Below are 22,540 nucleotides of genomic sequence, written 5' to 3' on the forward strand. Positions count from 1 at the left end.
CTTAAGACGCGGGAGAGTCGGTCGCTGCCAGGTCTGCTAAAGGCAAACATATACCATCTTCTCAAACAATCTCAGTCCCTTTCCCTTCCGCGGGGTGGAGCAGCCCGGTAGCTCGTCAGGCTCATAACCTGAAGGCCGCAGGTTCAAATCCTGCCCCCGCAACCAAATCAAATCCGTCATACTGCACACAAAACAAACCCCCGTAGGCGCCCGCCCCGGGGGTTTTGTCGTGCCGGCATGACGCTGAGGCGGAAATAGACCGGCAGAGTGACAGAACGACGGCTATGATATACAGTCCTCACTGTATACAAGACGACGCCTTGCGACTTGGAAAGCAAGGGAGGCTGAGCCTCCAGTCCTTGAGCCTGCCGAACATGTTCTCGATTTTGTGGCGCTTCCTGTAGAGAACAGGATCGTGCGGGATAGGGACTTTCCGGTTGGTCCGTGACGGAGTGCAGGCATCGATCTTGCGCTCGGCCAGGGCCGTGCGATACCAGGCGGCATCATACCTCTTCTCTGCCAGTAGCGTCGTGGCCCGCGGCAGGACACGCAGCATATGTGCCGCTCCCTTTCTGGCCTTTGCACAAAAGCAGGACGAGAGGCCGATCGTCTTCATCACAGGCGGCATGCAGCTTGCAGTTCAGGCCGCCTTTGGCGTGTCCGATATCTCGGAGAACATCCCCTTTTTTAGCAGGCTGGCTGCCGTGCGGTGGGCTTTGACGTGGGTGGCCTCGATCATCAGGGTGTCGGATTTGCTCCGTTTCGCCGTCAGTTCGGCAAGGATCCGGTTGAAGACGCCCAGCTGGCTCCAGCGGATGAAGCTGACGTAGATCGTCTTGTGAAGCCCATATTCACGCGGCACGTCGCGCCACCGCAGGCCATTGCGCAGGACGAAGATGATGCCGCTCAACACCGAGCGGTCATCCACACGCGGCACGCTATGTGACAGCGGGAAGAAAGGTTCGATACGGCGTATCTGCGCCTCCGACAAAAGCATCAGGTCACTCATGCCAGCGTCTCTTTTGATTCCAGTGAATCAAAACGCAGAGCGCGCCGCAAACGGCAATAAACCAGAAGCTCCTGTGCAATCTGCAAAGCGGAGACTTGCCATGGGGCAGCGATTTCATTGCGGGCGGACTTCGACGCGGAAAGTCTCCTGCGTCTGGCCTGCCAGAGCAGGCATGCGGCGCAGGCGCGTCGTCTTTTGGCGCTTGCCTTGATCTGAGACGGAGGCTCGCGCATGGATGCGGAGCGGCTGGGCAGTGGGACGCTCCAGATCGTGTGGGACGGGCTCTTGCGGTTCAATGCTAATGTCCCCGACGGGCTGATGGAAAAGCTCCCGGACCTCGGTCACGGTTGAACGAAGCTCAGCGGGCTGCTCTGGCAAGAGCCATCAAACGGGGTCCGACGTCCTATCTCGACGGGGTCGTGCGGTGGCGTCTCTGTGATCTGGCTCGATGGCTCTGGGAAAAACTTCGTGTCTCGGTGAGCGAACAGACGCTGAACCGCGAGGTCCGTGCCCCTGGGTTACCGCAAACTGGCGGCCAGACCGAAACATCATGAGCAAGACCCACGAGCCATCGAGGGTTCTTAAAAAACTTCGCCGCCGCCGTGGCTGAGATCGCAAGCGGAGCGGCACGAGGAAAACGAAGAGAAAACTAATAGCAGGACGAGGCTTGGATCGGCCAAAAGAACAAGATCACCCGCCGCTGGGCAAAGCGCCGCTCAAGACCGTGCGCGCCATACGACCAGCGAACGCGATCCGCCGACATCTTCGGTGCAATCTGCGCCAAGCTCGGCAAGGCGGCGGCTCTCGTCATGCCTCGGCGTAGCGACACCTATGCCAAGACGCAGCATCTGGCGCAGATACCCACCATGTTGCCGATGATGCGCATGCCATCCTCATCCTGGATCAGGCAGGCTGGCATATGTCCAACGCACTCTTTGTGCCCGTCAACGTAACGATCCTGCCGCTGCCGCCGAAATCGCCGAACCTCAATCCGGTCGAAAATCCTTGGCGATTCACGCGAAAGAACTGGCTGTCGAGCCGCGTCTTCAAATCTTACGACGATATCATCGCCCATTGCCGCGACGCCCGGCGCAAACCCGAAAGCCAGCCATGGCGGATCATGTCTATCGGACGCAGAGAATGGGCCAATGGGTTCTGATCAATGAGGACGCATATAATAGGTCCTGAGCCTAGCGAAGAAGGCGTCTCAGTTCGGAACTGTCGGTTCACTCCAGGCAAGGACGTGGTAAGGCGCCGCCGGATTTGCGCCTGCGGATAGAACGGCCGTCACGGATGGGACAGGAGAGACTTCGTTCGTGGTGATACGGATCGCGACTTGATAGCTCACAGGTGGTTCCATGTCGACGTCTCCTGCCGCGCCGCGGATGAGGTTGGCGATGGCACGCTCGCTCTCTGGTGTCACGTTCCGCCGGAGCTTGACGATCTCTCGAGCTGTGGCGCCGCTGATCCCGACGACGGTGGCCAGAAGAGATTCCGGCGCTAGGGAGGCCGAGATGCGGCCCGACGCATTGAACGTCGTAAGGAAGGGGCGAAGCCGGAGGATGTCTTCTGGAGAAATGCCTGGAATGGCGCTGAGATCGTCGAGGCTTCGAAATGGGGCGTGACGGCTTCGGGAAGACGGCGGTGAAGCCGATGACGCGGGATCATGTGGCGCTCGCCAGTCCATGAGCCTTGACGCGAAGACGTCGGGGCGCAAGCCGGTTAATCCTGCGGCCCGGTAGGCAGCAGCGAGGAGCGTTGCTCTGGAACCATTCACGTCCGCCTTTCCGGCATCCGACGTGACCCGCAATGTGATCACACCGGCATCAAGTCGCAATTGTTGGCCATCAACCGCCTCGATCGGGCGTCTGAGCACGAAGAGCTGGTAACCGGCAAGCGCCACGGCGGACTGGATGAGAGCTTCCCGGCGGAGATCGCGGCCCGCGAGATATGCCGTATCGACCGACGCCCGCCCGAGACCGAGAAGCGCAGCAACGAGACCGGAGAGCAGAGCCACAATGGCGAGAACCGAGATGAGGATGTAGCCTGCATTTTCTGGAGGATGCGAAGGATGTGTCATGGCCGTACGTACCGCTCCCAGCCTCTGCTTTCATCGGGATCGATAGGCTCTCCGCCGGCTGGCGGCATGTTTCCGGCTCCGGATGCAGCGTCCGGCACCAGGCTGCAGATGCGTTGTTTGGGTGCGGCGCATCCGGGCTCCGCGTCGACGCGGATCGGTACGCGGACGCTGCCCTGATATTTCCCGCCTCGGTCACTCAGCGCGACCCGGATCGCGACGGGCATCGCGCGGCGACCGGACCAGCGGTCGGTCAAGGCTTCTCGGCCGTCGGGAAGGCGCGAGAAATAGGCAAAGCGGACCGTGTAACCCTGTTGAAGACGCGCGCTCACCACGTCCGTCGCTCGGTCGGTTACGGCTGCAATATTGGACGCATCGGGCGGAAGCAGACGTTCCTCTTCCTGCAAACTCGCGCCGTCGCTGGCAAGGATCACAAGGCGGCTGCCCGTGCCTGTGTCGGACGACTTTGCAAAACGGGCAAAGAGCAGGGTCGTTTCCGTACCCTCGAATACGAAGCCGCCCGCAGCGCCCGCCCAGCGCTGGGGCGTGATGGTTTCGATCCTGTCGATCAGTGTCGAAAAGATACGGCTCTTTTCCTCGATCTCCTGCGATGTTGCGGCGGTTCTGTCGGAGGCACGCAGGACCAGCGAGACCAGCGATCCCAAGGCAACCAGCAGGAATGCGCCGATGGCCATCGCCGTCAAGGCTTCCACGAGAAGGAAGCCGGAGGTCGAAACCGCTCGCGGCTGTCGGGAGGGCGAGGAGCGCATCACGGCGAGGGCTCTTCCGGGGTAGGACCTGCGCTGCGGGATGTCCGCACGAGCCGGATGGTCTCGATACGCACCACAGCATCCCGACGGCTTCCGAGCGACCAGCTGCTGCGCAGCGGCAGCGGCACGGTCACGATCATGCGACGTGGTATCCAGTCCACGGGCTTCCCCTCTATATTTGCGGCGGTCTCGAATGGAAGGCGGAGCGCTTCATATCGAACCTGCCATGGGAAGCCGTCCATCATGCCGTTCTGGATGGTTTCGCCCGGATCATCCGTAATGGGCGCTGTCATCAACGATCGCACGACCAGTTCCGCGCGCAGACGATCCTCGGCGCGCCGCGTACCATTGACGGCGGTCATCAGGGCCTGCTGGATCGCCAGCGTGCCTAAGGCCAGCACAAGAAACGCAACCAGCACCTCGATCAGGGTAAAGCCATCTTGCGCCCTGCCTCTCCTCATCGGAGAGGTTATCCTAACGCGCTGCAACGGATGGCTCCAGCATGCTGATCATGGCGGTCGGTCCGGAAATGGCGACGCGAACGCTGTCGCGTCCGGCGTTCAGAATCAGCTCGCCACCGGTCGCATGTCCGTCCGGAAAGAAACGAAAGCCACCCGATGAAGCTGGCAGGAGCCTGAGCGACATCGTCGCCGGCAGAACGATCTCGCCCTTCGAGCGCACGGACTGAATACGTCCCGCCTTCGCATCCACAACGACGGCGGTCGGACGCCCCGAGGCCAGCGCCGCATTGCGGTCCAGCCGCATCAGCGCGACGATTTCGAACGCCTTGGCGCGTAGCGCGGTTGCGCCGGTTTGCGTCCGAACGAGCGGCAAACCCAGCGCTGCGAGGAGGCCGAGCACAACGAGGGCCAGGACAACGTCGAGCATCGCGAAGCCGCCCCGTCTATCGCGTTTGAGCGGGCGGTGCGCATCCGGCAATCTGCGCCTATTGGCTGACGATGTCAGCATCGGCGCCGCTCCCTCCCGCCACCCCATCGGCGCCATAGGAGAGGATCCGGTAGGGCGCCTTGTCGCCCGGAACCGTGTATTGATAGGCGTTGCCCCAAGGGTCGGCCGGCACCGCCTGCTGCTGCAGGTAAGGGCCATTCCATCCTTGCGCGGAGCCCGGGCGCACGACGAGCGCGGTGAGGCCTTCGCTCCTTGAAGGATACCGGCCCATGTCGAGATAGAAAAGATCGAGTGACGACTTGAAAGAACTGAGCTGCAGCGCGGCAGCCCTTGTCCTCGAGCTCGTGAGATAATTCAGGACGCGTGGCCCGACGAGACCCATGACGAGGCCGAGGATGACGAGCACGACGAGGAGTTCCACCAGCGTGAAACCGCCGGTCCTGTCCCGCCGTGCCGGGCGCCTGTTTTGAGAGCGTGTCAGTATCATGTCTAGGTCCGATATCAGGTTGGCCAGGTCTTTAAACGAAAGGGTCTTTTACACGAGAAGGTCGTTGATGCTCATGAGCGCGCTCATGATGGAGAGAATAAGCCAGCCGATCAGCATGCTGACGCACATCATCAGCAAGGGGCCGGCTACAGCTGTCAGACGTGCAAGCGAGGCATCGAGTTTCGTCTCGTAGAAGACGGCGATCCGCCCGGCGCTGTCGGCGAGGTGACCGGACTCCTCGCCGACGCGCAGCATCTGCACGACATGTGCGGGCAGAAGGTTCTGCGCGGCAAGTGCCTGCGTCAGCCGCTTGCCGCCACGTACGTCGGAGATCACGCCGTCCACTTTGGTCGTCGTGCTCGGTAATGGGTGAATGCCGCGGATCAGCCGCAGGGCGGTCGAGATATCGACGCCGTTTTCCAGCAGAATTTCAAGCGTCCGGCAGAAGGTCAGTGTCAGGTGATAGGTGACGATGCGCGATGTCAGAGGCAGCACGGCAAGGATCTCGATGAACACCGACCGCCGCTGCCCCAGCCGCTTGACCAGCATGAGGCCGATGAGAAGCGCTCCTATCGCGACTAGCACGAGATCGACATTCCCGCGAAACCACTCCGAAAGGCGAAACACGAAGAGGGCCGATGGCGAGATCCGGTCACGGAAGCCGGCAATTGCGCCTTCGAACTGGGGAATGATGTAGAGAAGCACGAAGGCCAGCACGCCGAGCGCCGCGACCGTCAGAAAGGCGGGATAGGCAAGCGCCGAGACCAGCCGCTTGCGCAGGCGCTCGGATCGTTGCCGCTCGGTGGCAATGCTCGTCAGGGCCTGCTCCAGCCGGCCGGAGACTTCGGCAACCTCGATCATCTTCACGTAGAGCGGCGGAAAAAGCCGGGGATGCTGCGCCAGAACCTTGGAGAAGCTCTTGCCGGCGGACAGCTCCACATGCAGGCGCTCGATCAGCTTCACGAGCCAGCGGCGCGTTTCCATCTGCGTCAGGATGAGAAGAGCTTCGTTGAGCGTCACGCCACCCTTGAGGAGCATCGCAAGATCCACCGTGAAGCCGGTGATGTCCTCCCTCGCAGGCTCGATCGTCAGGCGGTCGCGCCAGCTGCGGGTTTCTTCTCCCGTCGTCTCCTCGATCGTAATCGGCGTGGCGTTCGCGCGGTCGAGTTGCTCGATGACATCCGCATGCGTGGACGCTTCCATCGTGCCGGCGATCATCTTTCCGCTGGCGCCCAGCGCCCGGTAGGAAAACACTGCCAATGGACGACCGCCCTTCACACAAAGATATGCTGTAGCATTTGCTCATGCCAGCGACGAGAGAATCCAGACGATGCCACAGGCTGGTGCAAGCAGAGCGCCGAACGGCAGGCGCTCGATAGCCACCGCACCCCGCCGCAAGGATAGCGCCAGCACGAGCGCGATGCCAAGCGCGCTTGCGGCGAGAAGCGCATGCGCAAAGCCGGTGACACCAACCAGAACGCCGCAGGCTGCCGCGAGCTTCACATCGCCGAAACCAAGGCCATCAACGCCTTTCCAGCGATGGTAGCCTTCGCGAATGGCAAGAAGAGCACCGCCACAGAGGAGCGCATCGATCGCGATGGCCAGAACCTCGTGAGGCAGATCGAGTGCCTGGGAAAGACGAAGGGAGGCGCCTGTCAGCGCGAGGGAGACGAGGGCACCGTCGGGAATTGTGAAGGTGCGAAGGTCCTGCCAGGCGATCCAGCCGATCATGATGATGAGCATGAGCGCGGCTGCCGCCTGTGCCGAACCGGCTGGCATCGGCAAGGCGATCACCACGGCAAAGACGAAACCGGCGACCAGCGCAAGGAGATCCGCCCGGCCCATCACGATGCGGCTCATTTCAGGCGCCCGCCGCCGCGTCCGCCGATGACGGACATCTGCGCGCGCAGGCTTTCTGCGACATTGGCGGCGTCCTGCGCATCGCGGATGATGACGGGGCGGATGAGAACGATCAATTCGGTGCGGTTTGCGCTTTTCTGGGTCTGGCCGAAAAGTCCGCCGATACCGGGCATGCGGTTTGCGCCGGGAATACCGCTCTTGCCATTGTTGGTGCCGGTGCTGATCAGCCCCCCGAGCAACACCGTCTGCTGGTCGTTGACGGAAATCTGGCTCTCGATGCGTCGCTTGGAAATCGTCGGCGTCAGGGTGTTGGCGCCGCTCGAAACGTTCGAGATTTCCTGCTCGATCTGCATCGTCACTGCATCGTTCTGGCTGATGCGCGGCGTAACGTTGAGAATGATGCCGGTATTCTTGAACTCGACCTGATTGATAACGGGTGCGACCGCGTTTTCGAGGCTCTGCGACTGGCGCGTCGTAATGGGCACTTCGTCGCCCACCTGGAGCGTCGCCGTCTGGTTCTCCAGCACCACGAGCGAGGGCGACGACAGCACCTCGACATCGCCGATGACATCGAGCGCGGAGATGATGACGTCGGGATCGGCATTGGCGCCGATAACGAAATTGAGCCCGGGGATCTGCCTCTTCAGGACACCGCTCGCCTGATCGACGAGGCTGACGGAGCCGTTATTGTTGCCAAGCCCGAGGTTCTTGCTGTTGATGAAATACTGGACACCGTATTTCAACTCTTTCGTCAGCCGCACCTCGGCAATCGTCACGTTGATGGCGACCTGCACCGGTGTCGCGTCGAGGCGCTTCAATGTCTGGATGATCTGGTCGGCCCGCTCTGAATCCCCATAGATGACGACCGAATTATTGGACGGATCGGCGCTGATGCGGATCGGCGCCTGTGTCTCCTGCCCACTGGAGGTGAGATCGACGACATTGGGAACGCCGCTCATCGCCGTGCCGGTGTTCTGGTCCGACGTCGTGGCGAACGCGGAGGCGATACGCGCATTGGCAGAGGCAGCAGAGCCCGATCCTTCGGTTTCCGACATCGCCGGATTGCCCGACGCGGAGGGATCTTCTTCCGGCTGCGTCGGCATGGGCTGCTGGGTCGGGGACGAAACCGCACCGCCTGATCCGCCGAAGAGATTGTTCATGACGGCGGCAAGCTCGGCTGCCTTGCGGTAGCGGGCCTTATAGACGACGACGTTCTGGCCGGACTGCCCGTCCTGCTGGTCGAGCCGCCGGACCCAGCTTTCCGCCCGCTTCAGAAGTCCGGCGTTGCGCGAGATCGCCATGATGCCTTTGAGACGGTTGACCGCGCGAAACTGGATGGCGCCGCTCTGTCCCTGGCTGTTGAAGATGCGCTCCAGTTCCGGAACGATCTGCTCCGGCCGGGCTTCGGCAAGGCGAAAGATCGAGACGGACTGGTTCTGCATGAAATCGGAGTCGAACGAGATGACGGCTTCTGCGACTTCGGCGCGCTGCGGACCGGAGCCGCGCACGATGATGCTGTTGCCGGCGGCGTTGACGCGCAACCCGTCGGCCTCGGCGACGAAGCCGGAGAGGAGCTCCATCATGGTCGATGCCGACACGAAGCTGAGCGGTATGACGGAAACGCCGAAACCCGCCCGTGTGCGGCCGCCGAAATCCACCGTGCCGCCGGAAAGCCCGCTGGCGGCGATGCGATACTCGCTGCCCGAGCGGATGAGGGCGAAGCCGAAGGAGGAGAGCGACGTCTCGAGCGTTGCCAGAAGTTGCTCCCGCGTAACGGGGCGGGCAGACGACAGCGTGACGGGGCCGGACAACTCGCCGCTGATGGAATAATTCAGATGCAGCGCGTCGTTGAGAATTGCGCGGGCCACATCCTTGATGTCGGTGCGGTCGAAGTTCAGCGTATACTGCCCGGCGGAGCCCGTGTCCGATGCGTTGACCGGCGTCAGCCCGCGGTCCGGACCGAAAGTCTGCGTGCTGCCGGTGCGTCGTGCGGGAGATGTCGAGGTCTGGTCGGGATGCTCGCGTGGATTGCGCGCCTGGAGATCACTGAAGACGCCACCGGCGAATGCGGATTCGCTGTCGCCGTCTATGGTCTGGCACCCGGCAAGAGACCCACCGGCGAGACCAACAAGGACGCAACACAGAACAGTGCGGCCAAATTGCATGAATGCCGGCACGCTCTCAACACTCCCCAGAGAAAGACGAGCCCCGCTCGCCATCATATCACCTCAAACGAAAACATCCGCCTGTGCAAGCTCCAAACCGGCCCGGCGCACGTACACCACAGATCTTTCGTTAGAGCCGCCTGTCTTACGCAGGCTCTGCGTCTGCCCTGCATCAAGGGACGACGAAGCGAGACTTTAAGTTTCAGGGCGGCGCCGAACATTTTGAACCCCCGAACGACGAGAACCGGGACCTTGAAACTTTTTGCGCGCGGACATCGTCACCTCTGCGCCGGTGATGATGTGCCGGTGTGCGCTTTCGGGCGAAGGGGAAGGGAAAAGCATATGACGCAGATGCAAGACGAGGGCCTCGTGCCCGCAAGAGCCATCGATCTCCAGGCGGGCCGTCGCGCCTTCCTGCGTTCCGCCGGCCTCATGGCTGCCGGGGCTGCAACCATCGGCCTCACCGGCCTGCCGGAACAGGCGCAAGCCCAGCAACTGGACGACGCGACGATCCTGAACTTCGCCCTCAACCTCGAATATCTCGAAGCGGAGTTCTACCTCATCGCTGCCTTCGGCCGCCGGCTGCTGGATGGTGACACGACGGGCAACGGCCGTCTCGGCGGCGTTCTCGGCGGGCGTAAGGTGCCCTTCAAGACGGCATTGGTTCGCAGCTATGCCGAGGAGATCGCCCGTGACGAGCAGGCCCATGTGCGCTTTCTCCGCAAGGCGCTTGGCGATGCCAAGGTTGCACGGCCGGGCATCAATCTTGCCACCAGCTTCACGGCCGCGGCCCGCGCCGCGGGCCTTGTCGGCGCAAAGGAGACGTTCGACGCCTTTGCCAACGAGAATAACTTTCTGCTCGCGGCTTTCATTTTCGAGGATGTCGGCGTGACGGCTTACAAGGGCGCCGCCCGCTTCATCGAGAACAAGGACTTCCTCGAAGCGGCGGCGGGGCTTCTGGCTGTCGAGGCCTATCACGCTGGCGAAATCCGTACGCTGCTCGCCTCGCGCGGTCTCTTTGCGCAGGCAAACGCGATCTCCGATGCCCGTGATTCACTCGACGGCACCACCGATCTCGACATGGGCATCGGCAGCGCGAAGAGCGTGAATATCGTGCCGACGGATGACAACGGCCTCGCCTTCAGCCGCACGCCGCAGCAGGTCCTGAACATCGTCTATCTCGGCTCGGGCGCAAGCGAAGCAAGCTTCTTCCCGCGCAAGCTCAATGGCACGATCGCCTGAGCTGACACGATCCCTCCGCGAGTATGGCAGCCCGTTCCCGGACGGGCTGTTTCTTTGATGCGACGGCACTGTTTTCAATGTGGCGTCATCCAGCCTGCAATCGGTTCTTGAACCAAGCCTCGTGCGGTGCTCAAAAGAGCAGATGATCGCGTGAATGCGTTGCGGCACCCGGCCCGTCACAGCCGGATGGGGTCGTGCGAGCGGGAAGAGGAGGGAGTACCATGCAACCGCAGACTGACGCATCTTCTTCGGTCGCGCTTCCCCCGCAGGATTTCCAGAGCTTCCTGTCAGCGCGCGCAAGCGGGCTCCGGCCTGTCCTGGCGCAAGGCACAAAATCACTTTCGCCTGAGGAAATGTGGCGCGGTGGTCTTGCCACGGCAACCGAAATTGCCGACGCGCTTGCCGCATACCATGCCCTGCCGCGCGGACGGTTCGAAGCGATCGCCGGCCGGCCGCATCTCATGAACGATCTGTCGCGGCGATATCTGCGTGAGGCGCATCTCTTCCCCTATGACGAGGATGGTGCGCCCATGCTCGCGCTGGCCGATCCTGCCTACAGCGATGCCGTGCGCGCCGTGCAACTGGCGCTCGGCGCACAACCGGCCCTCCGTGTCGTCTCGTTCGAAGAGATAGCGCTCCTGTTCGAGCGAGCGTCGGAGGAGCCGACACCGGAGACCGGTGTCGCCGCCATCGAAATGCCGGCGGAGACAGGCGATAGCATTCAGGCCATTCAGGATCTGGCACGCGGCGCGCCCGTCGTCCGGTTGATCGACGAGATTCTGGAGCGGGCGGTCGGGGCCGGCGCGACCGATATTCATCTGGAAACCGAGCGCGATCACCTGCGGGTGCGGCTTCGCGTCGATGGCTTCCTGCGCCGTGACCAGCGGTTGCCACTCGGACTGGCGCCCGCCGTCATCTCGCGCATCAAGATCCTCGCCGGTCTCGATATCGCCGACCGCCGCCTGCCGCAGGACGGTCGCGCCAATATCCGCATCGGCAATGCAGAAGCCGACCTGCGTGTCGCCGTCATGCCGACATTGCACGGTGAAACAGCCGTACTGCGTATTCTCTTGCGCGATAGCAGACTGCTCGATCTCGGCCGCATCGGCATGAACATGGCCGACCAGCAGAGGTTCGAGGCGCTGCTGGCCGAGCCGCATGGCGTGGTCGTCGTCACCGGACCGACCGGCAGCGGCAAGACCACGACGCTGGCGACCGCCATCTCGATGCTGAACGACCCCGGACGCAAGATCGTCACCGTGGAGGATCCTGTCGAGTACCAGATACCCGGCATCCACCAGACGCAGATCAAGCCGTCTATCGGGCTCACCTTCGCCTCCGCCCTGCGCTCGTTTCTCCGTCATGATCCCGATGTCATCATGGTCGGCGAAATGCGGGACCGCGAGACAGCCGGCATCGGCATTCAGGCGGCGCTGACCGGGCATCTCGTGCTGACCACGCTGCACACGAATTCTGCCTCCGACGCCGTGGTGCGCCTGATCGACATGGGTGTCGAACCCTATCTGCTCGGCGCGAGCCTGCGCGGCGTCCTCGGGCAGCGTCTCGTGCGCCGGCTCTGCGAGCGCTGCAAAGTGCCGGATGACAGCGCGGCGGAAGGTGCGTCGACACGTGCGGCAAGGCGCGGAATCCGCCTGCCCGCCACGCTCGACTTTCACCGTGCCGTCGGATGCGAAGCCTGCGGCCAGAGCGGCTATCGCGGGCGGATCGGCATCTTCGAGGTGCTGCCGGTCGATGACGACATCCGGACGGCGATCCGCAGAGATCCGGACCCCGCCGTCATCGCCCGTCAGGCGGAGGAGCGGGGCATGACCTCGATGCTGGAAGATGGGCTGGCGAAATGCGCCGCGGGCATGACCACCGTCGATGAAGTCATCAGGGCGACCGGATGAGCGGCATCGTCTCCCGCCTCGGTCAGCCGGCAAGGCCGCTGCTCTCCGCTTTCGTGAATGCGGTCGAGCCTGTCGTCATGGCGTTTGCGCCGGGAAAGCGGTGGGTTGTCGTCGAGGTCTCCGGCGATCCATCGGTAACGACGGAGGCCGGGCATGTGACGCCATCGGTTGACGATCTGGCGTTCTACCGCGTCTCGCGCCGGGGCGCCGTGTTCCTCGGCCATGGCAGCAGCCTTTCGGACCCGGTGCGCCGCGATGTGCGCAGCCGGAAGATCGCGGAGACGGAGCTGCGCCTCAAAGCGGAGCGCGTCGTGACGACGCAGTTGAAGGTGCCGGCGGAAGCGTCGGGCTTTGCCGCCGAGATCGTCGCCAGTCGCCTCGACAGGTTGACGCCTTGGCGAGCGGACAGACTGCTGCACGGCTTCCATCTCGCCTCGAAGCCGGGCGGCGACGGGCAACTGACCGTCGAGGTCGTCGCGACCTCGCGCGAGATCGTCGCTGCCGGCATCGCCCGGCTCGCAGCCTTCGGTCTGGTGCCGTCACGCGTCGGATCGGCCGGCCAGCCGATCGAGGAGCGCCTCCGCATCGATCTTCTCAAAGGCGAGAACGACACCCTGCGCAAATCCCGCCGCAGATGGATCGCGGCAGGCACGCTCACTGTGCTCGCCCTGACCTTCGCCGGCTTTCTCGCATCGACCGTGGCCCTTTCGATGAGCACGAGCGAGGTCGCAGATGCGCAGGCCGCGCTGGATGCGACCCGACGCAAGACCGTGGGTGCTTCGGGAAGCGGCGGCATTCGCGAACGCGAGGCGGCCATGCTGGAGGCGAAGACGCCGGACCGGGCAAGCTTCGTGCTGATCGACCGGCTCGCGACCATTCTTCCCGTGACGACCAGTCTGGATGAACTCGACATTCTGCCACAGAGCCTGCGGCTTGCCGGAACATCCACCGAGGCATCGTCCCTCATCGCGATCATCGAGGCGGAACCGGCTCTCTCGCAGGCAAGCTTTGCAACTCCGGTAACGCGGCAGGAGGATGGTCGGGATCGCTTCGATATCTCCGTTATTCGTGGTGCCACGGCCGGAGCGCCCGCACCATGACCGTATCGCCGCCACGCATGCAGGCGCTTCGCCTCTCGGCCATCCTCGTCTTCATCGGGTTCCCGGCGCTGTTCCTGACGCTGGGCGTGCTCAACTCTCTCCAGATCGCCGAGAATCGCATGATGGTGGTGGAGACCACCCGGCAGGCCGGCCTGCTCGAGCGGCGGCTGGCGACCGTCCCGGCCCTGACCGGAGACACGACGCCAAGCCTCACCATCGAAGGCTCCTCGCGAACCGCGGCCATCGCACGGCTGCAACAGACGATCCTCGATGCCGTCATGGCCGCTCCCGGCCGGATCATCGAGACGACGGCGACCGAAGGCGACGTGGCGGAGGGCGAGGAGAGCGACCATATTGCGGTCGCGACGACCTTCGATATCGACAATGACGGCCTTCTCCGCCTGCTCTACCAGGTGGAAAGCGGCCTGCCTTTGATGACCGTGGAAAGCCTCTCGATCCGCCGGCTTGCCCGTCCGGAGGGGGCAAGCACTGACGGAACAAGCACTGACGGGGCCGGTGCGGAGGGAGCAGGGGCGGGTGAAGACGGGCAGATCCTGCTGCGGGTCGATATGTCGATCGGCGCGCGGTGGACACGGAAAACGGAGCCGGATGCGAGCCCGGAGACCGGATCGTGATGCGGATGCTTCGATCGGCACCATGGCGGCAAGGCCGCAGCCGTCTGCTCGGCATCCCCTTTCTTGCGGCAGGTCTCTGCATGTGTGCTGCAGGCTCCGCTACGGCGCAGGACGTGCCGATTTCCGGCGCAGGTCCGGAGCCGATCCCGAATCCGAATCCCTTGTCGGCCATCGATCCCGCATCGCTGACCGGGTTCCGCGACCGTCCTCTCTTCTCCCCCAGCCGGACGCGTCCGCCCGATCCCGTTGCCGAACCTGCTCCCGAGGTGGCGGAGCCGCCAACGGAACAGCCAGCGGAGCCGATGACCCTGCAACTCCTCGGCGTCATCGGCACGCCGGACGGCACCAGCGCGCTCGTGCGCGACGAGAGCGACGACACGCGTCAGGTGCTGCGAAAGGGAGATGTCTTTCGGGGCTGGTCCGTCGTCTCGATCGACGGCCAGGAAATGGTGCTCGACCGGGACGGGGAGACGATGCGTTTTCCAACCTTCAAGCCGTCCGACGAGCCAACGAGCGAGGCAACGCCGGACAACGAGACCCAGTTGATGCCGGATCTCGAAGGTTCAGGCACCACCCCTTGAGCGGGATGCGCCTGAGCCGATCACGATCTGTCAGGCGGCCTGATGATCGACCGGCGTCTGTTCCCGACGATTCGTGAACCGCAGGATGATGTAGCCGAGCAGACCGGCAATCAGCGATCCGATCAGGATGCCCACCTTGACGCGATCCTGCATGTCGGGATCGGAAAAGGCGAGAAGCCCGATGAAGAGGCTCATGGTAAAGCCGATGCCGCAGACGAGGGAGACGCCGAAGGTCTGGCCCCAGCTCGCTCTCGCCGGCAGGTCCGCAAGGCCCGCCTTGACGAGGATCAGCACCGTACCGAACACTCCGATGCACTTGCCGAGCACCAGCCCTGCGGCCACGCCGAGCGTCACAGGCTCCAGGAGCGCCGACAGGCTGACATGCGCGAAGGAGACACCGGCATTGGCAAAGCCGAAGATCGGCACGATCACGAAGGCGACCGGCTTGTGGAGCGCATGCTCCAGACGATGCAGCGGCGATGTGTCTGGCGTGGCCTCGGGCGTACCAGGAGTGCGGCGGATCGGGATGGTCAGTGCCAGAATGACGCCGGCAAGCGTGGCATGCACGCCCGAGGCGAAGACCAGCACCCAGAGCACCGCGCCGAGCGCCAGATAGGGCAGCAGGCGCTGCACGCCGGAGCGGTTGAGCGCCACCAGCGCACCGATGACGATCGCCGCGCCGCCAAGCGCCATCAGGTTCATGTCCGAGGTGTAGAACAGCGCGATGATCACGACGGCGCCGAGATCGTCGATGATGGCAAGCGCCGCAAGAAAGATCTTCAGCGAGGCCGGCACGCGCGGTCCGAGCAACGAGAGAACGCCGAGTGCAAAGGCGATATCTGTCGCCGACGGCACGGCCCAGCCATGCACCGCAACAGGGTCCCGATAGTTGAAGGCGATGTAGATCAGCGCCGGCACGGCCATGCCGCCGGCAGCCGCCGCACCCGGAAGAATGCGCCGGCTCCAGGTGGAGAGTTGCCCGTCAAGCAGTTCACGCTTGATTTCGAGACCAACCAGCAGAAAGAAGGCGGCCATCAGCAGGTCGTTGATCCAGTGCTGGAGGCTCAGAGGTCCGACATAGACGTGCAGCGCGCCGAAATACGCGTCCGCAAGAGGAGAGTTCGCGGTGAGGATGGCGAGCAGGGCCACGCCCATCAGCAGCAGGCCGCTCGATGTCTCATTGTCCAGAAATTTACGGATGGTCGACTGGATGCGGCCATGGGAAACGGGGGGCGATACGTGGCGTTCGGTCATGCGCTTGGCACCTCGAAAAAGGTTGGACACAGTCTCCGTAGGTTTTCGGGAAGCCGAGGGCGCACGCAGCACACGCCCACTATCTTATATCGGGCGAAGGTCCTCAGGACCAGCATTTTCGGGTCGCAGCACGCCTCTTCGTCAGTAAACGCGCACGATAGACAGGCCGGAAGCGCTCCCGGCCCGATCTTCGTTCGCCAACACGGCCCCTGGTCGCGGTTGCTCGATGACGTCTGCTTCTACCAGAGCTTAGTGTGACGGTTGACGTCCTTGTAGAGCAGATAGCGGAAGCGGCCGGGGCCACCGGCGTAACAGGCCTGCGGGCAGAAGGCGCGCAGCCACATATAGTCGCCCGCCTCCACCTCGACCCAGTCCTCGTTCAGCCGGTAGACCGCGCGGCCTTCGAGCACATAGAGCCCATGTTCCATGACATGCGTTTCGAGGAACGGAATGACGGCGCCGGGCTCGAAGGTAACGATGTTGAGGTGCATGTCGTAGCGCACGTCGTTCGGATCGAGAAACCGCGTCGTCGCCCAGCGCCCATCCGTGTCGGGCATGGCGCTCATCTCGCAGTCGTCCTCATGGGTAAAGACGGCGGGCGGCGCCTCGAGCCCTTCGACCACCTCGAAAGCCTTTCGCACCCAGTGAAATTTCACCGGAACGTCGCCCGTATTCTTCAGCGTCCACCGGCGTCCGGCGGGCAGATAGGCGAAGGAACCGGTCCGCAGCGATTTTTCCTCCCCCTCGAAGGTGACGACCATCTCGCCATCGACCACGAAGATCGCGGCGGAAGCGCGGGCGTCGGGTTCTGGCTTGTCGCTGCCGCCGCCCGGTGCCACTTCCATGATGTATTGCGAGAAGGTTTCGGAAAAGCCGGTCAGCGGGCGCGAAATGATCCATGCGCGCGTGGCCACCCAGTGGGGCAGTACGCTGGTGACGATGTCGCGCATGACGCTGCCGGGAATGACTGCATAGGCCGTGGTGAACACCGCCTTGCTCGAAAGCAGTTCGCTCTGGCCCGGCAGGCCGCCCATGTTGGAAAAGAGACGCGTATTCTTCATCGGCTCGCTGGTATCCGTCCTGATTGTGACACGACACCATAAAGCGATCCGGCAGGGAAAGAGAGGCTTTTCTTCTGAGAAACGCCTCAGAACCGGGCTTCGATCTTCAGGCGACGCCTCTGGTCAGCTCCGAATCCAGGCTGAGAATGAATTTCCAGAGCAGCGGGATATCGAAATGGTCATCGCGCTGCAGCATCCAGGACAGGGCCATCGCAGACGACCATGGCTTCTTGTAGGGGCGCACCGAGGTCACGGCTTCGTACACGTCGCAGATCGCGCTCATGCGGACATAGAGCGAAAGTTCGCCAGCGAAGACACCATCCGGATATCCTTTGCCGTTCATGCGCTCATGGTGATGGCGGCAGATGTCGAGCACGACGCCGGGAAGGTTACCTTGCCGCTTGAGAATCTCATGGCCGCTGGCGGGATGCTGCATGATGATCTCCCGTTCCTCTGCGGTCAGTGCGCCGGTCTTGTTGAGGATCGCGGTGGGGATCGTCAGCTTCCCGATATCGTGCACCAGCCCCGCAAAGCCGAGCAGATGCACCAGCGGCTCCTCGAACTGCAGATGGCGGGCGAAATGCACGAGCAGAGCCGACACGGCGACGGAATGGACGAAGGTGACCTTGTCCTTCGATTTCAGCCGGGTAATGTCGAGAAGAATGGCCGGGCTGTCGCCGATCTGGGTCGAGATATCGCCGACGATCCCGGATACGCCCGCGATGTCGATCGGTTCGCCGTTTTGGCTCTGCCCGAACGCGGTTTCGAGCCGCTTGACAGAAGCCTGAACGACCCTGACCGTCGCGCGGCGGTTATCCGCGACAGGCTTTCCGGGAGGGGCAACGCGCGATGGCGGATCTTTGGCGAAACTTCGGCTGGAGCCATCGGCATCGATACCCTTTGCAAGGTTGATATAGATACCGGTGATCCGGCTGTTCTTGATCAGGTCGACCTCGGTTTCCGAACGCAAGAGGAAACGGCGCTTGCCGAAGGGATTGTCTTGCCATGCACCCTCGAGCGACTCGATGAACATGCCAACCCGGGCTTCATGTCTCTCGATACGCTTCACCATGATATCGTTCCCCGCGCCTCCCCTGTCTTGTATTTTCCACGCCCGCATCCTGGCGAACGCATGTCAGACTCCCGCCTGCACCCTGGTCCCGATTTGCTTTATAGCCGTAGGTTTTTAAGGCATTCCTAAGGCGGATGAACAAATCTTCGGGGTTACTGTCTACATACTGGAGATGGGAAGAAGATGCAGGCAATTCAATAGTCTAGATATGCCATTCAAGGTTGTTTAGTATGTCTCTGGAACGTTTAAATTGCCGTCGAAGATGGTATAACAAATGATATAATCGGATTTTCGGTAAGAAGCGGCTTTCGCGTCGCTTCAGCTGAGAGAATTTTCGCCCGGCTGTTCGCTGCGTTGCAATATTTTTGTTTTCGATGAGATCTTCACGTTGAGACGTGCTTGTGCTTCACCGACGGTGATCGGTGCGACAGCATGCTCATGCCCCGGACGATGAGAATGATCGTTCTGCTCAGCGGGAGATGTTCTGCAAGGGCGCCCGCACCGAAGGACGAATGCGGGGATAGCCGAACTCGGGATCGCGTGCGGACAAGGCTTTGTGCAGGTGCACCATCAACCCGGCGGCAAAGAGCGGCGTCAGAAGGTTGACGATCGGAACGGCCAGGAAGGCGGCGAGAAGCAGACCGGCCATGAAGATCGTCGTGCGATGCTTCGAGCGAAAAGCCCGCGCCTCTTCCGGTGGCCGGAACCGCATGGCGGCGAATTCGAAGAATTCCCGCCCGAGCAGGTAACCGTTGACGAGGAAGAAGGCGACGAGATTGATGCCGGGCACCAGCAGGAGGAACAGCGCGATCAGGTTGCCGACAAGCACGATGCCGAGAAATTTCAGCGTGCCGCGGATCGCCTCGCCCATGGGCAGCGCGCGGCCCGCCGGCTCGTCCGGGTAATCCCGTTTCTCGATCACCTCCGCGACATCGTCGAGAAAAAGCCCGGCGATCAGTGCCGTGACGGGTGCGAGCAGCAAAGCGAGGCCGAGCGCGAGCCCGATACTAGCGAGGATGATGAGGATGAAGGTGAACCAGCCCGCCCATTCCGGCGTGCCCGGCAGCATCTCGGTCACGAAAGGAGCAACGAAATAGACGAAGCTTTCGCGCAAGGCCAGCCAGAGCAGCACGAGCGCAAGGATCGTCAGGCCGAGCGTCTTCCAGAACGCAGCGCGCGTCTCCGGTGCAAAGAGATTGGCAAGCGACAGGCGGGCGGCGTGAAAGATCATCCGGCGGCTCCAGGGCACATGCGTGTTGCACTGCGAAGGACCATGTAGAGTGCCCGCGCGATCCCCGCAAGAAGCATCAGCTTATGCAATGGTGGTTGCGCTTCCGCAGAGCAGAAATCGCCGGGAGCCGATTTTGGTTTTCGCAGGAATGCAGTAGGAGAGAATGGTCATCTCGCCGGAGCGCATCATGAACGATATCAGGACGGACCTCTCCGTCGCCAGCCTTGCCGTTCTCCTTCAGAACGGGGCTCTCGACCCGGTCGATCTAGCGGAAACGGTGCTTGCCAGAATCGCTGCGGCAGACCCGGCGATCTTCACGGAGGTTCTGGGAACGCGTGCCATCGAGGAAGCCGGTGCCGCGCGTGCGCGCCTGAAATCTGGCCGTTCGCTCGGCCTTCTCGATGGCATTCCCGTTGCGTGGAAAGACCTGTTCGACACGAAAGGTGCCGTAACGCGAGCGGGCTCGGTCGTTCTCGATGAAGGCCCGGCCGACAAGGACGCCGCCGTCGTCGCGGCGCTTGCAGCAGCCGGCATGGTGGCGGTCGGCCGAACGAATATGAGCGAGTTCGCCTTCTCCGGCCTCGGCATCAATCCCCATTACGGCACGCCAGCCAATGCGGCCTCGACCGATGTTCCGCGCATTCCCGGCGGCTCCTCGTCCGGTTCGGCCGTCGCCGTGGCGGCAGGTCTTGTCCCCGTTGCGATCGGCACGGACACCGGCGGCTCCATCCGCATTCCCGCCGCCCTCAACGGCATCGTCGGCTATAAGGCCACCCGCGGCCGTTATTCCATGAAGGGCGTCTTTCCGCTGGCGGCAAGCCTCGATTCGCTGGGCCCCCTCTGCCGGACGGTGCAGGACGCCGTCTGGGTGGATGCCGCGATGCGCGGCGTCGGCGTGCCCGAGGCCGGTCGCGGAGAGATCGAAGGGCTGACGCTCGTCGTGCCGCAGACCGTCATGTTCGACGGTGCGGAACCCGCCGTCATCGCAGCCTTCGAGGCAGCGCTTGAGCGTCTCGCCAAAGCCGGTGCCCGCGTCGAACGCCGGGCAGTGCCGCTGTTTGCCGAGGTCTTCGAGCTGTTTGCGCGCCATGGCGCGCTCGTCACGGCGGAAGCTTTCGCGCTCCATCGCGAGCGGCTGGCGGGTCCCGATGCGGAAAGGATGGACCCGCGCGTCGTCGTCCGCACGCGCATGGGCGAGAAGATCGCCATGGCAGATTATATCGCATTGGCCTCCGCCCGCGCGGGCATGATCGCCGCTTTCTCGGCGATGCTCGCTCCCGGCGAACTGCTGGCGCATCCGACGCTGCCGCATGTCGCGCCGCCGATCGCGCCGCTTCTGACAGACGACGCGCTGTTCGTGGACACGAATTTCCGTACCCTGCGCAACACGCTGGTCGGCAATTTTCTCGATGGCTGCGGCATCACCATTCCTTGTGGCACGGGCGATGCCGGCATGCCGGTCGGTTTCCTTCTGTCAGCGCCGCAAGGTGAAGATCGCCGGCTGCTGTCGGCCGCGCTCGCAGCCGAACACATCATCCGTGGTGAGGCATGATCGTCTGTTTCGATATCGGCGGCTCTGCCATCAAAGGCGCCATCGCCACCTCGCCTGACGATATCCGTCCGCTGGCGCGCCGCCCGACGCCGCTTCACGACTTCGATGCCTTCGTCGCGACGCTGGAGGAGGCGTTCGAGGAAGCCGGCATCCGGCCCGAGCGGATCGCTTTGTCGATTGCCGGCGTGGTCGATCCCGAGACACAGGCGATCACGGTCGCCAACATTCCTTGCCTGCATCAACGGCCGCTCGCCCGCGATCTCGGCGAACGCTTGGGGATGCCGGTGCTGATTGCCAATGATGCCGACTGCTTTGCGCTGGCCGAAGCCGGCCTGGGCGCCGGGCGCGGACATCGGATCGTCTTCGGCGTCATTCTTGGCACGGGTGTCGGTGGCGGGCTGGTCGTCAATGGCCGCCTGATCAATGGTGATGGCGGCTTTGCCGGCGAGTGGGGCCATGGTCCAGCCGTCGCCGCCACGGCCGGCAATCCCCCGGTCGCCATACCGGCCTTTCCCTGCGGTTGCGGCCAGAGCGGCTGCGTCGATACGATCGGTGCCGCGCGCGGCATGGAGCGCCTCCACCAGTTGCTGCATGCGGAGAAGCTGCCGAGCCACGACATCACAGCGCGCTGGCAGGCGGGCGATGCGAAGGCCGCCCGCACCATCGAGGTTCTGGTCGATCTCGTGTCATCGCCTCTGGCGCTCGCGATCAACATCACCGGCGCGACCATCGTACCCGTCGGCGGCGGCCTGTCGGGCGTTACGCCGCTGATCGAAGCCATCGATCAGACCGTTCGTGCCCGCATCCTGCGCACATTCGACCGGCCCCTGGTCGTGCCGGGGGAATGCCGGATCGAACCCGGCCTCATCGGCGCCGCGCTTCTCGCTCTCACCGGAGAGGATCGATGAGCTCTGTCCTGCTTGAAGTCTGCGTCGATGACGCCGCCGGCCTTCTGGCTGCGGTGGAGGGAGGCGCCGACCGGATCGAGCTTTGCTCGGCCCTTTCGCTCGGTGGCCTGACGCCGACCGAAGGTCTCATGCAGCTTGCCGGCCGCATGGCCGTGCCGGTCTATGCGATGATCCGCCCGCGCGCCGGCGATTTCATCTTCGATGAGACCGAGATCGCCATGATGGAAGCGGAGATCGATGCGGCGCGTGAGGCCGGGCTTGCCGGCGTGGTGCTCGGCGCGAGCCTTGCCGATCGCAGCCTCGATGCTGCCTGTCTTGCCCGTCTCGTGCGCCGTGCCGGTGATATGGGCCGAACCCTCCACCGCGCCTTCGACCTCGTGCCGGATCAGGCGGCAGCGCTCGAAACGGCCGTCGATCTCGGCTTCGAGCGCATTCTGACCTCGGGCGGCGGCAAGACGGCGGCGGAGGGCATTGTTTCGATTGCAGACCTCGTCGGCAGGGCCGGCGGACGCCTCTCGATCATGCCGGGTTCCGGCGTAACGCTCGCGACCGTTGCCCCCTTGCTTGGCACCGGCGTTTCGGAGGTTCACGCGTCCTGTTCGTCCCCGGTTCCGACGGCCGACAGCCGCCTCGTGGAGCTTGGTTTTGCGCCGGAGACCGCGCGGCGGACGGACGCGGGTATCGTCAGAGCGCTCAAGGCAGCGCTCTGATCGAGGT

The 22,540-nt window shown here is 63.4% G+C and carries 21 protein-coding genes, 1 tRNA gene and 1 pseudogene; 10 read left to right on the forward strand and 13 right to left on the reverse strand.

What is annotated here, in order from left to right:
* Positions 1 to 88 precede the first annotated feature (88 nt).
* Positions 89 to 165, forward strand: a tRNA-Met gene (locus BSG19_RS05180).
* A 475-nt stretch (positions 166 to 640) separates the two neighbouring features.
* Here BSG19_RS05180 and BSG19_RS05190 read toward each other — a convergent pair.
* On the reverse strand, positions 641 to 1,009 hold the full coding sequence (locus BSG19_RS05190) for a transposase (protein WP_092985663.1): 369 nt from the start codon (positions 1,007 to 1,009) through the stop codon (positions 641 to 643).
* A 78-nt stretch (positions 1,010 to 1,087) separates the two neighbouring features.
* On the opposite strand from BSG19_RS05190, the pseudogene BSG19_RS05195 reads away from it, so the two are divergent.
* Positions 1,088 to 2,168, forward strand: a pseudogene (locus tag BSG19_RS05195) (IS630 family transposase).
* Between the two features lie 48 nt (positions 2,169 to 2,216).
* On the opposite strand, the gene BSG19_RS05200 reads toward BSG19_RS05195, so the two are convergent.
* From BSG19_RS05200 to gspD, 8 genes are read right to left on the reverse strand one after another with little or no spacing between them, the layout of a single operon-like run.
* On the reverse strand, positions 2,217 to 3,089 hold the full coding sequence (locus BSG19_RS05200) for a type II secretion system protein GspK (protein WP_092985665.1): 873 nt from the start codon (positions 3,087 to 3,089) through the stop codon (positions 2,217 to 2,219).
* Positions 3,086 to 3,859 (reverse strand): PulJ/GspJ family protein, encoded by a 774-nt coding sequence (locus BSG19_RS05205; protein ID WP_139274732.1) that lies wholly within the window; start codon positions 3,857 to 3,859, stop codon positions 3,086 to 3,088. The genes BSG19_RS05200 and BSG19_RS05205 overlap by 4 nt, the downstream gene beginning before the upstream one ends.
* Complete coding sequence (locus BSG19_RS05210; protein WP_092985669.1) at positions 3,856 to 4,317, reverse strand: type IV pilus modification PilV family protein; 462 nt, start codon at positions 4,315 to 4,317, stop codon at positions 3,856 to 3,858. The genes BSG19_RS05205 and BSG19_RS05210 overlap by 4 nt, the downstream gene beginning before the upstream one ends.
* 13 nt (positions 4,318 to 4,330) lie before the next feature.
* Positions 4,331 to 4,744, reverse strand: a complete 414-nt coding sequence (locus BSG19_RS05215; protein WP_092985671.1) for a GspH/FimT family pseudopilin — start codon at positions 4,742 to 4,744, stop codon at positions 4,331 to 4,333.
* 58 nt (positions 4,745 to 4,802) lie between these two features.
* Entirely contained in the window at positions 4,803 to 5,252 is a 450-nt protein-coding gene (gene gspG / locus BSG19_RS05220) for a type II secretion system major pseudopilin GspG (RefSeq protein WP_092985673.1), read from the reverse strand.
* A 48-nt stretch (positions 5,253 to 5,300) separates the two neighbouring features.
* Positions 5,301 to 6,506, reverse strand: a complete 1,206-nt coding sequence (locus BSG19_RS05225) for a type II secretion system F family protein (RefSeq protein ID WP_244529170.1) — start codon at positions 6,504 to 6,506, stop codon at positions 5,301 to 5,303.
* A gap of 48 nt (positions 6,507 to 6,554) precedes the next feature.
* The gene (locus BSG19_RS05230; protein ID WP_092985677.1) at positions 6,555 to 7,112 is read right to left on the reverse strand and encodes a prepilin peptidase; all 558 of its coding nucleotides are present in this window, start codon (positions 7,110 to 7,112) and stop codon (positions 6,555 to 6,557) included.
* Entirely contained in the window at positions 7,109 to 9,289 is a 2,181-nt protein-coding gene (gene gspD / locus BSG19_RS05235) for a type II secretion system secretin GspD (protein WP_170865878.1), read from the reverse strand. Before gspD ends, BSG19_RS05230 begins: the two co-directional genes overlap by 4 nt.
* 330 nt (positions 9,290 to 9,619) lie before the next feature.
* Between gspD and BSG19_RS05240 the strand changes: the two genes are divergently transcribed.
* The 5 genes from BSG19_RS05240 (at position 9,620) to BSG19_RS05260 (ending at position 14,745) form a co-directional block, all read left to right on the forward strand.
* Positions 9,620 to 10,519, forward strand: a complete 900-nt coding sequence (locus tag BSG19_RS05240) for a ferritin-like domain-containing protein (RefSeq protein WP_210185382.1) — start codon at positions 9,620 to 9,622, stop codon at positions 10,517 to 10,519.
* Between the two features lie 221 nt (positions 10,520 to 10,740).
* Positions 10,741 to 12,429 carry a GspE/PulE family protein gene (locus tag BSG19_RS05245; RefSeq protein WP_092985681.1) on the forward strand — a complete coding sequence of 563 codons (1,689 nt, stop codon included), beginning with the start codon at positions 10,741 to 10,743 and terminating at the stop codon, positions 12,427 to 12,429.
* A complete protein-coding gene (locus tag BSG19_RS05250; RefSeq protein ID WP_092985683.1) occupies positions 12,426 to 13,529 on the forward strand; it encodes a PilN domain-containing protein in 1,104 nt (367 codons plus the stop codon). Before BSG19_RS05245 ends, BSG19_RS05250 begins: the two co-directional genes overlap by 4 nt.
* Entirely contained in the window at positions 13,526 to 14,164 is a 639-nt protein-coding gene (gene gspM, locus BSG19_RS05255) for a type II secretion system protein GspM (protein ID WP_092985685.1), read from the forward strand. Before BSG19_RS05250 ends, gspM begins: the two co-directional genes overlap by 4 nt.
* Positions 14,164 to 14,745 carry a hypothetical protein gene (locus BSG19_RS05260; RefSeq protein ID WP_092985687.1) on the forward strand — a complete coding sequence of 194 codons (582 nt, stop codon included), beginning with the start codon at positions 14,164 to 14,166 and terminating at the stop codon, positions 14,743 to 14,745. Before gspM ends, BSG19_RS05260 begins: the two co-directional genes overlap by 1 nt.
* Positions 14,746 to 14,775: 30 nt before the next feature.
* On the opposite strand, the gene nhaA is transcribed toward BSG19_RS05260, so the two are convergent.
* The 4 genes from nhaA to BSG19_RS05280 form a co-directional block, all read right to left on the reverse strand.
* Entirely contained in the window at positions 14,776 to 15,999 is a 1,224-nt protein-coding gene (gene nhaA, locus BSG19_RS05265; RefSeq protein WP_092985689.1) for a Na+/H+ antiporter NhaA, read from the reverse strand.
* Between the two features lie 239 nt (positions 16,000 to 16,238).
* Positions 16,239 to 17,060 (reverse strand): bifunctional allantoicase/(S)-ureidoglycine aminohydrolase, encoded by an 822-nt coding sequence (locus BSG19_RS05270; RefSeq protein ID WP_092985691.1) that lies wholly within the window; start codon positions 17,058 to 17,060, stop codon positions 16,239 to 16,241.
* 106 nt (positions 17,061 to 17,166) lie between these two features.
* Complete coding sequence (locus tag BSG19_RS05275; RefSeq protein WP_092985693.1) at positions 17,167 to 18,132, reverse strand: HD-GYP domain-containing protein; 966 nt, start codon at positions 18,130 to 18,132, stop codon at positions 17,167 to 17,169.
* A gap of 469 nt (positions 18,133 to 18,601) precedes the next feature.
* Positions 18,602 to 19,363 (reverse strand): sulfate transporter family protein, encoded by a 762-nt coding sequence (locus BSG19_RS05280; RefSeq protein WP_092985695.1) that lies wholly within the window; start codon positions 19,361 to 19,363, stop codon positions 18,602 to 18,604.
* Positions 19,364 to 19,550: 187 nt separating this feature from the next.
* Between BSG19_RS05280 and BSG19_RS05285 the strand changes: the two genes are divergently transcribed.
* The 3 genes from BSG19_RS05285 to BSG19_RS05295 are packed head-to-tail and all read left to right on the forward strand — an operon-like array spanning position 19,551 to position 22,533.
* Entirely contained in the window at positions 19,551 to 20,915 is a 1,365-nt protein-coding gene (locus BSG19_RS05285; protein ID WP_092987179.1) for an amidase, read from the forward strand.
* Complete coding sequence (locus tag BSG19_RS05290) at positions 20,912 to 21,823, forward strand: ROK family protein (RefSeq protein WP_092985697.1); 912 nt, start codon at positions 20,912 to 20,914, stop codon at positions 21,821 to 21,823. The genes BSG19_RS05285 and BSG19_RS05290 overlap by 4 nt, the downstream gene beginning before the upstream one ends.
* On the forward strand, positions 21,820 to 22,533 hold the full coding sequence (locus BSG19_RS05295) for a copper homeostasis protein CutC (protein WP_092985699.1): 714 nt from the start codon (positions 21,820 to 21,822) through the stop codon (positions 22,531 to 22,533). The genes BSG19_RS05290 and BSG19_RS05295 overlap by 4 nt, the downstream gene beginning before the upstream one ends.
* Positions 22,534 to 22,540: the final 7 nt, after the last annotated feature.

This window comes from Rhizobium sp. NFR03, assembly GCF_900111275.1.
Classification (GTDB): domain Bacteria; phylum Pseudomonadota; class Alphaproteobacteria; order Rhizobiales; family Rhizobiaceae; genus Ferranicluibacter.

Bases quoted from the DNA above. Each gene is read 5' to 3' on its own strand.
- BSG19_RS05215 (WP_092985671.1), bottom strand. From the start codon at position 4,744: ATGCTCGACGTTGTCCTGGCCCTCGTTGTGCTCGGCCTCCTCGCAGCG.
- BSG19_RS05280 (WP_092985695.1), bottom strand. From the start codon at position 19,363: ATGATCTTTCACGCCGCCCGCCTGTCGCTTGCCAATCTCTTTGCACCG.
- nhaA (WP_092985689.1), bottom strand. From the start codon at position 15,999: ATGACCGAACGCCACGTATCGCCCCCCGTTTCCCATGGCCGCATCCAG.
- gspM (WP_092985685.1), top strand. From the start codon at position 13,526: ATGACCGTATCGCCGCCACGCATGCAGGCGCTTCGCCTCTCGGCCATC.
- BSG19_RS05200 (WP_092985665.1), bottom strand. From the start codon at position 3,089: ATGACACATCCTTCGCATCCTCCAGAAAATGCAGGCTACATCCTCATC.
- BSG19_RS05240 (WP_210185382.1), top strand. From the start codon at position 9,620: ATGACGCAGATGCAAGACGAGGGCCTCGTGCCCGCAAGAGCCATCGAT.
- BSG19_RS05270 (WP_092985691.1), bottom strand. From the start codon at position 17,060: ATGAAGAATACGCGTCTCTTTTCCAACATGGGCGGCCTGCCGGGCCAG.
- BSG19_RS05210 (WP_092985669.1), bottom strand. From the start codon at position 4,317: ATGAGGAGAGGCAGGGCGCAAGATGGCTTTACCCTGATCGAGGTGCTG.
- BSG19_RS05275 (WP_092985693.1), bottom strand. From the start codon at position 18,132: ATGGTGAAGCGTATCGAGAGACATGAAGCCCGGGTTGGCATGTTCATC.
- gspG (WP_092985673.1), bottom strand. From the start codon at position 5,252: ATGATACTGACACGCTCTCAAAACAGGCGCCCGGCACGGCGGGACAGG.
- BSG19_RS05250 (WP_092985683.1), top strand. From the start codon at position 12,426: ATGAGCGGCATCGTCTCCCGCCTCGGTCAGCCGGCAAGGCCGCTGCTC.
- BSG19_RS05260 (WP_092985687.1), top strand. From the start codon at position 14,164: ATGCGGATGCTTCGATCGGCACCATGGCGGCAAGGCCGCAGCCGTCTG.
- BSG19_RS05290 (WP_092985697.1), top strand. From the start codon at position 20,912: ATGATCGTCTGTTTCGATATCGGCGGCTCTGCCATCAAAGGCGCCATC.
- BSG19_RS05245 (WP_092985681.1), top strand. From the start codon at position 10,741: ATGCAACCGCAGACTGACGCATCTTCTTCGGTCGCGCTTCCCCCGCAG.
- BSG19_RS05295 (WP_092985699.1), top strand. From the start codon at position 21,820: ATGAGCTCTGTCCTGCTTGAAGTCTGCGTCGATGACGCCGCCGGCCTT.
- BSG19_RS05230 (WP_092985677.1), bottom strand. From the start codon at position 7,112: ATGAGCCGCATCGTGATGGGCCGGGCGGATCTCCTTGCGCTGGTCGCC.
- BSG19_RS05285 (WP_092987179.1), top strand. From the start codon at position 19,551: ATGAACGATATCAGGACGGACCTCTCCGTCGCCAGCCTTGCCGTTCTC.
- BSG19_RS05190 (WP_092985663.1), bottom strand. From the start codon at position 1,009: ATGAGTGACCTGATGCTTTTGTCGGAGGCGCAGATACGCCGTATCGAA.